The following is a 13472-nucleotide window of genomic DNA, read 5'->3' on the forward strand; positions in this document are numbered from 1 at the left end:
AACCCGGAAGCTAAGCCCACCAGCGCCGATGGTACTGCACCCGAAGGGGTGTGGGAGAGTAGGACACCGCCGAACAAAACATGAGCGTAAGGCCCGTCAGGTTTTCCTGGCGGGCCTTACGTCGTTTCGTACCCGGATCGCTGTTGATATCGCACCGGGGCGGAGCCGTAAGCTGGACGGTGTGACCGCACCTCGCCTTCTTCTGATCCAGCCCGATCCCGCTGACCCTCCGGGCCCGCTCGGCGAGTGGTTGGTGCGTGCCGGCGCGAACCTCGACGTGCGGATCCCACCCGAGGAGTCCCTGCCCGACACTCTCGACGACCACGACGGGGTGGTGTGTCTCGGTGGCGGGATGAACGCCGAAGACGATGCGCGCCATCCCTGGCTCGCCGGACTGCGGTCACTGCTGTCCTCGGCCGCGGCTCGTGACGTTCCCACTCTGTGTGTGTGCCTCGGGGCGCAACTGCTCGCGGTGGCCACCGGGGGGAGGGTCGCGCCCGGCCATGACGGTCCCGAGGTCGGGCCGTCACTGGTGGCCAAGAAGGATGCCGCGTGGATGGATCCGTTGTGCGCCGACCTGCCGCTGATGCAGGACGTGTTCCAGTTCCATTCCGACGAGATCGCCCAGTTGCCGTCGCGCGCGGTGTTGCTGGCGTCGTCACCGCGGTATCCGAACCAGGCCTACCGGATCGGCCGCCGCGTGTACGGCCTGCAGTTCCACATCGAGACGACGCCGGAAGTCGTGCGGAGCTGGGCGGCGAACTCGAGAACCAAGGCGGATGCGGTGCGGGACAGCGCGTTCGACGACGGGACTCTGGCCCGGGTCCACGCCGATATCGCCGAGACCTGGGAACCGTTCGTGGGCAGGTTCGTCGACCTGGCTGCGGGCAGGCTCGCGCCGGCCGAGGTACGAGCCTCGTCACTGCCGATCGTCGATGGCTGATACCGCTCGTTCCGCCTCGTCGGCGGCCCGCTACGGCTTCACCGACGCGCAGGCCCAGGAGGTGCTGCGCGGCGCGGGGTGGTGGACCGACTCGGGGCCCGAGGAGACCGCGACCGGGGTGCTTGTGGCGCTGGCCCGCACGCCCGACCCGAATCTCGCTCTGCTGACCCTTGATCGCCTGCGCGCCGCGGACGAGCGGGAGTGGCCCCAGCTGGCCGACGAACTCCGGGTGAACACGGCGCTGCGGGCCCGGTTGTTCGCGGTGCTGGGGTGCTCCACCGTGCTCGGCGACCTCCTGGTGAGCGATCCCGGGCAGTGGCGGCGGCTCGCGTCCCCCCGGCTGACGGCGGTGGGCGACTACGACGCCCAGCTGACCGAGGCGGTGCTGGCCGATGACGACCTCCTCACCGGCACCGACGCGGTGGCGGCGCTGCGGGCCGCGTACCGGGGGCTGTTGCTGGAGATCGCCGGTGCCGACCTCGCGCGCGTTGTCGAACCGGAACTGGGCAGGCCGTCGCTGGTGGGCACCACCCGTGCGCTCACCGAACTGGCGGAGGCCGCGCTGCGCACGGGACTGCTCGTGGCGCAGCGCGAGGTCGGTCACGACGCCGACGGGACGCTGGCCGTCATCGCGATGGGCAAGTGCGGAGCCCGCGAGCTGAACTACGTCAGCGACGTGGACGTCGTCTTCGTCGGCGAGGGCGACATCCCCGTGGCCACCCGGTTGGCGACGGCGCTGATGGGGGTCGTAGGGCAGGCGTGCTTCGAGGTCGACGCGGCGCTGCGGCCGGAGGGCAAGGCCGGTGCCCTCGTGCGGTCGCTCGACAGCCACGAGACGTACTACACGCGCTGGGCGCGCACCTGGGAGTTCCAGGCGTTGCTCAAGGCCAGGCCGGTGGCGGGCGATGTCGGGCTGGGGCGCCGCTACGCCGAGCTGGTGGCACCGATGGTGTGGTCGGCTGCCGAGCGCGAGGATTTCGTGATCGACGTCCAGCGGATGCGCCGCCGGGTCGAGCGGCACGTTCCCGCCGAGCTGGCCGACCGCGAACTGAAGCTCGGCCGGGGCGGGCTGCGGGACGTCGAGTTCGCGGTGCAGCTGTTGCAGCTGGTCCACGGCCGTGCCGATGCCACTCTGCGCGCGGCCTCGACCGTCGACGCGCTGGAGGCGCTCGGCGCGGGCGGTTACGTCGGGCGCACCGATGCGGCGGAGCTGCGGGAGTCGTACGAGTTCCTGCGCACGGTCGAGCACCGGTTGCAGTTGCGTGGGCTGCGGCGCACCCACCTGTTCCCCGACCCGGACGACGTGGAGGAACTGCGGTGGCTGGCGCGCGCCAGCGCCGTGCGATCGCTGCGGGGCAGACCGGAGAGCGAGGTGCTGACCGCCGAGTTCCGCAGGCACGCTCGGCGGGTGCGCCGACTGCACGAGAAGCTGTTCTACCGGCCGCTGCTGGAGGCGGTGTCGAAGGTCCCGACCGCGGCGCTGCGGTTGACCACGCAGCAGGCGGCCAGCAGGCTCGCGGCACTCGGGTACCTCGCCCCGGACGGCGCCCTGCAGCACATCCGCGCGCTGACCACCGGCGTGTCGCGGCGGGCGTCGATCCAGCAGGCGCTGCTGCCGGTACTGCTGGACCTGCTCGCGGACACCCCCGACCCCGACGGTGGGCTCCTGGCGTACCGGCGTGTGTCCGAGGCACTGGCCGACACGCCCTGGTATCTGCGGACCCTGCGCGACGAGGCCACGGTCGTCGACAGTCTCGCCACCGTGCTGGGCACGTCGCGGCTGGTGCCGGACCTGTTGGTGCGCGCCCCGGAGGTCCTGCGGCTCCTCGGCGAGCCGGAAACCCTGGCGGGCAAATCGCCCGAGGAGGTGTCCCGGTCGCTGCGCGCCGCGGCGGGCAGGCAGGCGGACATGGAGGCGGCGGTGGTGGCCGCGCGGTCGCTGCGGCGCCACGAGTTGCTGCGGGTGGCCTGTGCCGACCTACTGGGCCTGCTGGACGTCAGTGCGGTCTCCGCGGCGTTGTCGTCGGTGTGGACCGCGGTTCTCCAGGCCGCGCTGTCGGCGGCGATCCGCAAGCGTGCCGCCGAGACGGGTGGCGAACCGGCGCGTATCGCCGTGATCGGTATGGGCAGGCTGGGCGGCGAGGAACTCGGCTACGGCTCCGACGCCGACGTGTTGTTCGTCTGCGAGGCGGCCGACGGGGCCACCGACGGGGACGCGGTGCGGTTCACGACCGCGGTGGCGGAGTCGGTGCGGGCCGCGCTCGGCGCACCGAGCCAGGACCCTCCGCTGGTCGTCGACATGGATCTCCGGCCGGAAGGTCGCAGTGGCCCGCTGGTCCGGACGCTGGAGTCCTACCGCACGTACTACGCCCGCTGGGGTGAGGTGTGGGAGGCGCAGGCGCTGCTGCGGGCACGGGTGGTCGCCGGAGACGTCGGTCTCGGCGATCGGTTCACGGCACTCGCGGACTCACTGCGCTACCCGCAAGGGGGCCTTGACGACGCGCAGATCCGGGAGATCCGGCGCATCAAGGCCCGGGTGGAGACGGAGCGGCTCCCGCGGGGTGCCGATCCCACGACACACACCAAACTCGGCCGGGGCGGGCTGGCCGACGTGGAGTGGACGGCCCAGCTGGCCCAGCTGCGGTACGCGCACGAGGTGCCGGAGCTGCGCACCACCTCGACGCTGCCGGCGTTGCGTGCGATGGCGGACGCGGGCCTGGCCGATTCGGACGACATCGAGGCACTGGTCGACGCCTGGCGGCTGGCCAGCCGGGCACGCAACATCGCGATGCTGGTCAAGGGCAAGTCGCTGGACCAGCTTCCCGCGTCGGGCCGCGAACTCACGGCCGTGGCGCGCGCTTTCGGCCAGAGCGCCGACGACGATCCCGGCGAGTTCCTCGACGGCTACCGACGCACGACCCGTCGTGCTCACGCGGTGGTGCAGCGGCTGTTTTACGAGTCGTGATCGTCACCGGGCGGGGACGACGCGCGCTGTGGCGGCCTATCGTGTCCGGGTGAGTCAGCGGGAACCGTTCCGTATTCGGATCAAAGTGCGCCACTACGAGCTGGACAGCCTGGGGCACGTCAACCACGCCGTCTACCACCAGTACGGCGAGATCTCGCGGTTGGAGCTGTTCGACCTGGCCGGGGGGCTCGACGGCGAGCTGCGCGAGCGTGGCCTCGCTCCCGTATTGCTGGAGTCGACCATCACCTACCGCCGGGAGCTGCGTTCCGGCGACGAGGTGGACGTCAGTTGCCGCGCGTCGTTCGGTGACGGGAAGGTGTTCTGGATGGCCCACGAGATCGTGAAGGCCGACGGGACCTTGTCCGCCGAGATCCGCTGCACGCTGGGGCTGATGGACCTCGCCGCGCGCAAACTCGTCGCGCAACCACGCGAACGGATGGCGGAGGCGGGAATCGACGTCGGCGTGCTCGATTCGCCCGGCTGAACCCCGGACACGAACAGGCCCGGCGGGGAGAAAACCTCCACCGCCGGGCCCGCGAGCCGATGACCGACGCTCACACGTCGTAGTACATGGCGAACTCGTAGGGGTGCGGGCGCAGTCGCATCGGGTCGATCTCGTTCTCCCGCTTGTACGAGATCCATGTGTCGATCACGTCCGGGGTGAACACGCCACCTTCGAGCAGGTAGTCGTGGTCGGCCTCCAGCGTGTCGAGCACCGAACCGAGGTCGCCGGGCACCAGCTTGACGTCCCTGGCCTCCTCCGGCGGGAGCTCGTAGAGGTCCTTGTCGATGGGCTCCGGCGGCTCGATCTTGTTCTTGATGCCGTCCAGGCCGGCCATCGTCATCGCCGCGAACGCCAGGTACGGGTTGCCCGACGAGTCGGGGCAGCGGAACTCGATGCGCTTGGCCTTCGCGTTGCTTCCCGTGATCGGGATGCGCACGCAGGCCGAACGGTTGCGCTGGGAATACACCAGGCTCACCGGGGCCTCGAACCCGGGCACCAGCCGATGATACGAGTTGATCGTCGGGTTGGTGAAGGCAAGCAGGCTGGGCGCGTGCGTCAGGATCCCGCCGATGTAGTGCCGCGCCATGTCGGACAGCCCGGCGTAGCCGGACTCGTCGTAGAACAGCGGTGCGCCGTCCTTCCACAGCGACTGGTGGCAGTGCATGCCGGAGCCGTTGTCGCCGAAGAGGGGCTTCGGCATGAACGTCGCGGTCTTGCCCGCGGCGAACGCGGTGTTCTTGACGATGTACTTGAACAGCTGCAGGTCGTCGGCCGCGTGCAGCAGCGTGTTGAACCTGTAGTTGATCTCGGTCTGGCCCGCCGTGCCGACCTCGTGGTGGGCACGTTCGAGCGTGAAGCCCGACTGGATCAGCCGCTGCGAGATGTCGTCGCGCAGATCCGCGTAGTGGTCCACCGGCGGCACCGGGAAGTAGCCGCCCTTGAACTTGGTCTTGTAGCCCTTGTTGCCGCCCTCCTCGTCACGACCGGTGTTCCACCAGCCCTCGACCGAGTCGATCTCGTGGAAGGTCGCGTGCTCGGAGGAGTCGAACCGCACCGAGTCGAAGAGGTAGAACTCGGCCTCGGGCCCGAAGAAGGCGGTGTCCGCGATACCCGACTCCGTGATGTACTGCTCGGCCTTGCGCGCGATGTTGCGCGGGTCCCGGCTGTACGCCTCACGGGTGAACGGGTCGTGCACGAAGAAGTTCAACGACAGCGTCTTGTGCTTGCGGAACGGGTCGATCTGGGCCGTGGCGGCGTCGGGCAGTAGCAGCATGTCGGACTCGTGGATCGACTGGAACCCACGGACCGACGACCCGTCGAACGCGAGACCCTCTTCGAACGCCTCCGCGTCGAACGCCGACGCGGGAACGGTGAAGTGCTGCATGACGCCCGGCAGGTCACAGAACCTCACGTCGACAAACTGCACGTCCTCGTCCGAGATCAGACGGAGGACATCGTCTGGAGTAGTAGACACCCTCGGTGACTCCTTCGTGGTCGATGCCGGCGGCAGTACCTTCGTCGCTTGACGCTACGAGCGCGGTGTTGCCCGACCGTCACCCCGATGTTTCGCCGGTGTTAACGGGCCGGGTGCCGAGGGGCACACCGCTGAGTCGACCAGGTCAGGTGCGCATCGCGCACGGCGAATACCCTGGACGGGTGGCACGATGGACCGGCGAATGGCTGACGACACCCTCCTCCGCAGCGGGGACGGCGCAGGAGCCGCCCCGCTGGCCGGGCGAGCGGCTCGGCCTGCCGGAGCAGGGACCGCGCGCGGTCGCGGGTACCGGCAGGCGGCTGCTGGCGTTGCTGGGTGACCTGGTGCTCGCCTCGTTGCTGACGGCGATTTTCACCTTGCCCGACTACACGGATGTCGCCGCCATGCAGCAGCACAACCTCTGGTCGATCGCGACCTGGGCGGCGCTCACGGTGCTGCCCGTGACCTTCTTCGGGTTCACCCCGGGCATGGCGTTGACCGGGATCAGGGTGGCGCGCCTCGACGGCACCGCCATGGTGGGGTTGTGGCGCGCGGCGCTCCGGTGCGTACTGACCTTCCTCATCATCCCCGCCGCCGTACGGAACGCCGACAACCGCGGCTGGCACGACCGCCTCACCGGCACCGTCGTCGTGACGATGCGGTGACACGGCGTGCCGTCCGGTGAACCGGGCGCCGGGGCAGATGTTCAGCGTCGCCGGATGGTGCGCTGCACGTTGCGCATCTTGGCGCCCTGCGGCATGGGGCCCTTCGGCATGGCCGCACCCCTGTTGCCCAGCGCGCTGAGCTTGGTTTCCAGCGCGTCGACCTCGCGAGGCTTGAGGTTGCGCGGGAGCTTCATCAGGTAGCTCTGCAGCTTCCGCAGCGGCACCTGCCCCTCGTCGGAGCCGACGATCACGTCGTAGATCGGGGTCTCGCCCACGAGTCGCGCGATGCGCTTCTTTTCCTGCGTCACCAGGGTTCGCACCCGGTGTGGAGCCCCCTCGGCCACGAGAACGACCCCCGGTCCGCCCAGTACGCGATGGACCGCGTCGAGCTGGGTGGTCGCGGCGACGGTCTGCGTCACCCGCCAGCGCCCCCGCAGGTTGTCCAGCGCCCACGCCGCCGCACCGGGCTGGCCATCGGCCTTGGTGTACACCGTCTTCTGGACCCGGCGACCGAAGATGATCATGGCGGCGAGCAGGCCCAGCATGATGCCGATCGGCAGCAGCCACCACTGGATGCCGATCAGCCAGCCGAGGCCGAAGACGGCACCGCCCACCACGAGGAACGAGCCCAGCATCCAGGGGATGAGAGCCTTGTCCTCTTTGCGTTGCATCGAGAACGCCTGGAAGATCTGTGCCCGCTTGGCCTTGCTCGCCGCGCGCTTCTCGCGTTTGGCCTGCTTGGCCGCCGCCTTGTCCTGCTTTCCCGCCATGCCGCCCAGGATACGGACGCCCGGGTGGGCGCCCGAGCGTCGGTCCCCTCTGCGAGGATGCGGGAGTGGTCGGCACACCTCGCTCGAACTCCTCGCGCGACCCGCTCGACGGCCTCGACCCGGAGCAGCGCGCCGCCGCGAGCGCGCCACGGGGTCCGGTCTGCGTGCTCGCGGGCGCGGGCACGGGTAAGACCCGCACGATCACGCAGCGCATCGCCTACCTGGTGCGGCAGGGGCACGTGGCCGCGTCGCAGGTCCTGGCCGTCACCTTCACGGCGCGGGCCGCGGGGGAGTTGCGCTCCCGTCTGCGGCAGCTCGGCGTCGACGGCGCGCAGGCGCGAACCTTCCATGCCGCCGCGTTGCGGCAGCTCCGCTACTTCTGGCCGAGGGTGGTGGGAGACGCCCAGTGGGAGTTGATCGACGGTAACAAGCTCAGGCTCGTGGCCCACGCGGCGCACAAGGTCGGCCTGCCCACCGAGACCGAGACTCTGCGCGACCTGGCAGGGGAGATCGAGTGGGCAAAGGCGTGTCTCGTGGGTGCCGACGAGTATCCCGGCGTCGCCCGGTCCCGGCGCCGCGAGCCTGGCCAGCCGGTGGAACGGGTAGCGGAGGTCTACCGCACCTACGAAGCGGTGAAGAACGACCGGCGGCTGCTCGACTTCGACGATCTGTTGCTCCACACCACGGGCGCGCTGGAGGAACACCGCGAGGTGGCCGAGGAGTTTCGCGACCGGTACCGCTGTTTCGTCGTCGACGAGTACCAGGACATCACTCCCGCCCAGCAGCGCCTGCTCGACGCGTGGCTGGGCGGCCGGGACGACGTGACCGTCGTCGGCGACGTCAACCAGACGATCTACTCCTTCGGAGGTGCGTCCCCGCGTCCGCTGCTCGACTTCACCCGTCGCTATCCCGGCGCGGAAGTGGTCCGCCTCGAGCGGGACTACCGGTCGACCCCGCAGATCGTCGAACTGGCCAACCAGGTGATCAGCGCGGCCCGGGGCAGGCCCTCCGGGGCGAGACTGCGATTGATCGGGCAGCGCCCTGAAGGACCCCGGCCGACGTTCGCCGAGTACGACGACGAGCCCACCGAGGCGGCCGCGGTCGCCCGCCACGTCCATGATCTCGTCGCGTCGGGAGTACCCGCGCGGGAGATCGCCGTGCTGTTCCGGGTCAACGCGCAGTCCGAGGCGTACGAGGCGGCGCTGGCCGACGCTGGGATCCCGTACCAGATCCGGGGCGGCGAACGGTTCTTCGCGCGCCAGGAGGTGCGGCAGGCGATGTCGGCGTTGCGTGCCGCCGTGTCGCAGGACCCGGAGCCGGACGATCTCGCCGCCACCGTGCAGCGGGTGCTCGCTCCGCTGGGGCTCAGCGCGACGCAGCCCTCGGGTGGCGCGGCGCGGGAGCGGTGGAGCGGCCTGCATGCGCTTCATGAACTCGCCAGAGAGCTGAGCGCCACGGCGCAGTCGCCGACCCTCGCGCAGTACGTCACCGAACTCGATCAGCGCGCCGCTGCCCAGCACCCGCCTGCGGTGGAGGGAGTGACGCTCGCGTCGCTGCACGCCGCGAAAGGGCTCGAGTGGGACGCGGTCTTCGTCGTCGGGCTGGCCGAGGGCACGGTTCCGATTCAGTACGCGACCACCGACGAGGCGGTGGAGGAGGAGCGCAGGCTGTTCTACGTCGGTGTGACGCGGGCCAGGCAGCGGTTGTCGCTGACGTGGTCGCTCTCGCGTCACCCGGGTGGGCGCCCGCACCGGCGACGCAGCCGGTTCCTGCACGGTCTGGCTCCCGAGCCGTCGCCCGCCGCGCGCGCCCACCGGCAGTCCCGGAGGCGATCGGCGGCCCACTGCCGCCGTTGTGGACGTGCGGTGGAGTCCACGCTCGAGATCAAGATTGGGCGTTGTGTGGACTGTCCCTCCGATCTCGACGAGGACCTGCTTCAACGGCTTCGGCAGTGGCGCTCCGAACGGGCGAAGGAGCTGAACGTGCCGGCGTTCGTCGTTTTCACCGACTCGACCCTGGTCGCCATCGCGGAACAACGTCCCGCCGACACCCGCGCACTTGTCTCGATCTCCGGGATCGGCGCGTCGAAGCTGGAGCGGTTCGGCGAGGACGTGCTCGCGGTCGTCAACGACGACGACGGCCGGGGCTAGCCGACGAAGCCGCAGGTCAGCAACTTTCCTGCCCGAAAAGTGGGTCGCTTCGAAAAAGAGGTTGCCGCGAGGACGGCGGCACAATAACCTGCAAGGACTGGGTGGACATGTGATCCCGGCCGCCGCTATGAGCGGTGGGCCGCCGGACAGCGAGAGGAGGTGCCGGTAATGAAGAAGAACTGTGAGACCGGCATCGCCGGCACGTCGCTGTTCCGGATCGGTGGTACGGCCATCCGTGAACGTCGGCGCGCCCACGCGACGTGGTATGCGCGGCAGAACCCGGGGACCGGTGTGCGCTTCGGCGCGGACGCCGCTCTCGCTGGTGTTGTCGGCGGCGCCCTGGGCGTCACGCCGACTGTTCGTCGCATGACCGCCGATTCTCTCGAGAAGTTCTGGGTTCCGTTGTGCCCACAGGAGAGTGCTCCCTGACCTGAAGGTCGGAGGAACAGGCTCACCAAGGCCGCGGAACCGTTCATCGGATCCGCGGCCTTTGTGCTGTCTGCGGTCGGACGACGACTTCTTCACGAATTGCACAACCACACAAAGGAGATGACGAATGCCATCGGCAACCGCCTTCGCGTCAGAGAAGGCGCTGACCGACGACAGAGCCGGTTCCACCGGGGTCGCCGAGTTGCTGGACTCCGCCCCCACTCCGGACGCCGTCGCGCTGCCCTGCCGTTCGGGCGATGCGGACCTGTGGTTCGCCGAAGCCCCCGCGGAGCTGGAGCGGGCCAAGTACCTGTGCGGTGACTGTCCGGTGAGGGCCTCCTGCCTCGCCGGGGCACTGGCGCGGCAGGAACCGTGGGGCGTCTGGGGAGGGGAGATCTTCGAACGGGGCGCCGTCGTGGCGCGCAAGCGGCCACGCGGGCGGCCCCGGAAGCACCCGGTCACCCCCGCCGCCGGGCGCGCGGCCGTGCAGTCCCCGTCCTCGGGACAGCCGAGCGGCCAGCGGAGCGCGGCATGAGCGCGGCGACCAGTGATCGCGCACGCTCGCGACACCGCAATTCCGATCACCACGACCGGGTTCTCACCGTCCCGGCGAACAGGGAGTACACCACGATGTTGATGCAGGAAGAACTCGCCCGAGAACGAATACGGGACATGCTGACCGCGGTGTCCGGGCAACGCCAGGCCCGGCACGCCAGAAGCGCGCGGAGATGGACGCGAGTCGCCGCGTGGGCCCAGCGCCGCGCGGACAGTCTCTCGCTCTGAGAACCCCTGACACATTGGTCTGTTCGGCTCGCGACGCCCAGACGGCGCCTCGCTGCGTTGGAGGAGGCGCCCACGTACTTCCAGTACGCGGACGCCCCTCCGCCTTGCGACGCGTTCGCCTGGCCGCCGCTCCCTGATCGAACGCCAACGTGTCAGGGGCTCTGATTAACGGGGGCGGCGAGGGCCACGAGGACCGTGGGGGACGCCGCCCCCGTTACCGGTGTGCTGAAACGGGGACTCGATCCGAGTGCCGAGGGCCCCGGCGACAGTGCGTACCGGAGTCATGCGACGAATCGGTGTACTTCGGCCAGCACCCTCGGCCGCGGGCGGCGAGCTGCCCCGCGGAAGGCCCGGACGAGTTCGGTGATCACGACCTCGGGGTGGTGGCGCACCATCGCGGGCGGGGTACGCACCAGCGCCACCCCGGACGCGGTCAACGCCAGCCCCTCCTGCTCGCCCACCGCCGTCGCGGACGAGCCGGGTCGCTCTCGGCCTCGGCCGGTCACCCACCAGCCGAGGCCGACGTCGTCCCACCAGGCGTCGACGACGCCGAGGGCTTGCCCCGTCGGGTCGGTGATCGTCACGTCCCAGCGCGGCGGCGGCAGCGGGCAGCGATGGGCAAGCCGGCGGGCAGTCCGCCGGACGTCGTCCTCGGTGGTGTGGGCGAGTCGTCGTAGCTGCGTGCGGACGGCGGCCGATCCTCGCTGGTTGCCGGAGGAGAGCTCGGTGGTGAGCTCCTCCACCGTGCACAATCCCTCCCGCACCGGCGCGGTCAGCAGGGCGCGGAGCCGGTCGGGTTCTGCCTCCCTGCGGGCGGCATCGACGGCCGCCCGGACGGGTGGGGCGAACGGTATGCCGCCGTCGAGCACGGGATCTGGGAGCCGCGCGGTGCGCTCGACGCTCACGAACGTGGGTGGTGTGAGTCTGCGCCCGGCCTCCACGAGCGCGTGGACGGTGCGAGGCCGGGGCAACTCCATGCCGTACACGAGCAGTGCGTCGACTCCGGTGATCACACTGCCTGGCCCGAGATAGGCGATGGCCGCCTGAGCCCACTGGTGCCGCGTCGGTTCCCCCGTACCGAGCAACACGACTCCGGGCGCGAGCCTGCGCCACGGCCCGCCGGGCCGGCACCGCCGCGTGATCGTGCTCGGATGGATGCCGAGGCCGCGTAGCTGCCTTGCCGACAACACCGGGGCCGTCGCGTCACCGGGGCCAGGGGCCGCTGCTCGCGGCGCCGTGAACACCGACCTCAGAACGGTGGGAGAGGGACGGCTGATCGTCGTGCTGCTCGTGCTCGCTGTGCGGGTCATGCACTGAGCGTGCCCACCTCCCGAGATCATTCGGGGCGAGTCGCCCCCGTGTGGACAACCCGCGCCGCGAACGGCGCTGTGGCGTTGCGTTCGCGCGACCCTGTGGACAACCGCCGCGAGCTCAGTCGGCGAACCCCGGCTGCCAGCGTTCGACGATGTCGCGCACGGACAGTTCCGCGTCGAGCTGGCAGAGTATGCCGATGGCTCCGGCGGTCACGCGGTGGATCAGCAGCCACTGCGGGGGCAGGTTGAGCGAGCGGCCGGTCTGGAAGTCGCGGTTCCGCGTGTCACCCATCCGCATCGCCTGCTTCTGTGCCCAGGTCCGCGTGAAGTGGAATCGGTCCTCGGTCAGCGGCGCCACCAGCGGAAGCAACCAGGTGTAGACGTCGTCGGCGTCGAGTTCCACGTCGGGGCGCACGAACCCCTCCGCCCGCAGCACCTCGAACAGGTCACGGGAGCGCCCCTCCAGCGCGAGCCGCATCATCACCCCGAGCGTGCGCGGCGCGCCGTCGGGAAGGTTCGCCACGGCCCCGAAGTCGATGACGCACAGCCCGCCGTCGTCGAGCAGCATGAAGTTGCCGGGGTGCGGGTCGGAGTGCAGCAGGTGTGCCCGTGCCGGTGACGAGTAGTGGAACTCGGCGAGCAAGCGGCCTGCCTCGTTGCGCTCGGCGACACCGCCGCCAGCGATGATCTCGGAATACGGTGTTCCGCTCACCCATTCCGACACGATCACCTTGGGCGCGCTCGCCACGACCCTGGGCACGAGCACCTGGTCGTCGCCCTGGAACGCCTTGGCGAAACGCCGCTGGTTGTCGGCCTCCGTGCGGTAGTCGAGTTCCTCGTCCATCCGCTCGGCAAGCTCGCTGAGCAGGGGCCTGACCTCGGTGCCGGGCACCAATGCCTGGAACAGCCTGCTGAACCGCTGGAGCTGCCTCAGGTCGCTGCGCAGGGCCTCGTCGGCACCCGGGTACTGCACCTTCACCGCGACCTGCCTGCCGTCGTGCCAGACCGCGCGATGGACCTGCCCGATACTCGCCGCCGCGGCGGGTTCGTCGTCGAACTCGGCGAACCGCTTCGTCCAGGAACGTCCCAGCTGCTGCGCGAGGACCCGGTGGGTCTGTCGTGCGGGCATGGGCGGTGCGGCCGACTGGAGGCGCGTCAGCGCGTCGCGATACGGCGCGGCCAGTTCGTCGGGTACGGCGGCCTCGAACACGCTGAGTGCCTGCCCGAACTTCATGGCACCGCCCTTGAGCGTGCCGAGGACCTCGAACAGTTGCTCGGCGGCTTTGGCCGAGAGAGCGGCGTTGACGTCCTCGGCGCTCTGCCCGGTGAGCCGACGCCCCCAGCCGCCCACAGCGCGGCCCGCGATACCCAGCGGCAGGCTCGCCAGCTTTGCCGTGCGGGCCACTGTCCGCCGGGGGATCGCGGGGTCCGCCTGGTCGTCGAGGGAGTCGCGGGAGTCCGTCACGACAGCGATT

The 13472-nt window shown here is 70.3% G+C and carries 11 protein-coding genes and 1 rRNA gene; 8 read left to right on the forward strand and 4 right to left on the reverse strand.

Annotated elements, in window-relative coordinates; all coding sequences use genetic code 11:
- The 4 genes from rrf to FFT09_RS19515 all read left to right on the forward strand — a co-directional run.
- Window positions 1–75: ribosomal RNA gene (gene rrf, locus FFT09_RS23540) — 5S ribosomal RNA — on the forward strand; the annotation flags it as partial.
- Window positions 76–181: 106 nt separating this feature from the next.
- Complete coding sequence (locus FFT09_RS19505) at window positions 182–943, forward strand: type 1 glutamine amidotransferase (RefSeq protein WP_167305407.1); 762 nt, start codon at window positions 182–184, stop codon at window positions 941–943.
- Window positions 936–3908 (forward strand): bifunctional [glutamine synthetase] adenylyltransferase/[glutamine synthetase]-adenylyl-L-tyrosine phosphorylase, encoded by a 2973-nt coding sequence (locus tag FFT09_RS19510; RefSeq protein ID WP_138383596.1) that lies wholly within the window; start codon window positions 936–938, stop codon window positions 3906–3908. Before FFT09_RS19505 ends, FFT09_RS19510 begins: the two co-directional genes overlap by 8 nt.
- 49 nt (window positions 3909–3957) lie before the next feature.
- On the forward strand, window positions 3958–4392 hold the full coding sequence (locus FFT09_RS19515) for an acyl-CoA thioesterase (protein ID WP_138383597.1): 435 nt from the start codon (window positions 3958–3960) through the stop codon (window positions 4390–4392).
- Between the two features lie 70 nt (window positions 4393–4462).
- Here the strand turns inward: FFT09_RS19515 and glnA are convergent, their stop codons facing one another.
- A complete protein-coding gene (gene glnA / locus FFT09_RS19520) occupies window positions 4463–5887 on the reverse strand; it encodes a type I glutamate--ammonia ligase (protein ID WP_081193904.1) in 1425 nt (474 codons plus the stop codon).
- A 182-nt stretch (window positions 5888–6069) separates the two neighbouring features.
- On the opposite strand from glnA, the gene FFT09_RS19525 reads away from it, so the two are divergent.
- Window positions 6070–6552, forward strand: a complete 483-nt coding sequence (locus FFT09_RS19525) for an RDD family protein (protein WP_138383598.1) — start codon at window positions 6070–6072, stop codon at window positions 6550–6552.
- A 41-nt stretch (window positions 6553–6593) separates the two neighbouring features.
- Here the strand turns inward: FFT09_RS19525 and FFT09_RS19530 are convergent, their stop codons facing one another.
- Window positions 6594–7322 carry a DUF4191 domain-containing protein gene (locus FFT09_RS19530; RefSeq protein WP_024876875.1) on the reverse strand — a complete coding sequence of 243 codons (729 nt, stop codon included), beginning with the start codon at window positions 7320–7322 and terminating at the stop codon, window positions 6594–6596.
- A gap of 65 nt (window positions 7323–7387) precedes the next feature.
- Between FFT09_RS19530 and FFT09_RS19535 the strand changes: the two genes are divergently transcribed.
- The 3 genes from FFT09_RS19535 to FFT09_RS19545 all read left to right on the forward strand — a co-directional run bounded on the left by FFT09_RS19535 (window position 7388) and on the right by FFT09_RS19545 (window position 10436).
- The gene (locus FFT09_RS19535; protein ID WP_138383599.1) at window positions 7388–9472 is read left to right on the forward strand and encodes an ATP-dependent DNA helicase UvrD2; all 2085 of its coding nucleotides are present in this window, start codon (window positions 7388–7390) and stop codon (window positions 9470–9472) included.
- A 168-nt stretch (window positions 9473–9640) separates the two neighbouring features.
- Window positions 9641–9901, forward strand: a complete 261-nt coding sequence (locus FFT09_RS19540) for a hypothetical protein (protein ID WP_024876873.1) — start codon at window positions 9641–9643, stop codon at window positions 9899–9901.
- Between the two features lie 127 nt (window positions 9902–10028).
- Window positions 10029–10436, forward strand: a complete 408-nt coding sequence (locus FFT09_RS19545; RefSeq protein WP_024876872.1) for a WhiB family transcriptional regulator — start codon at window positions 10029–10031, stop codon at window positions 10434–10436.
- A gap of 529 nt (window positions 10437–10965) precedes the next feature.
- Here the strand turns inward: FFT09_RS19545 and FFT09_RS19555 are convergent.
- Window positions 10966–11994 carry a hypothetical protein gene (locus FFT09_RS19555; protein WP_341869019.1) on the reverse strand — a complete coding sequence of 343 codons (1029 nt, stop codon included), beginning with the start codon at window positions 11992–11994 and terminating at the stop codon, window positions 10966–10968.
- A 121-nt stretch (window positions 11995–12115) separates the two neighbouring features.
- Complete coding sequence (locus tag FFT09_RS19560) at window positions 12116–13462, reverse strand: ABC1 kinase family protein (RefSeq protein WP_138383601.1); 1347 nt, start codon at window positions 13460–13462, stop codon at window positions 12116–12118.
- Window positions 13463–13472 lie beyond the last annotated feature (10 nt).

The organism is Saccharomonospora piscinae, from assembly GCF_005862235.1.
GTDB classification, from domain to species: Bacteria; Actinomycetota; Actinomycetes; order Mycobacteriales; family Pseudonocardiaceae; genus Saccharomonospora; species Saccharomonospora piscinae.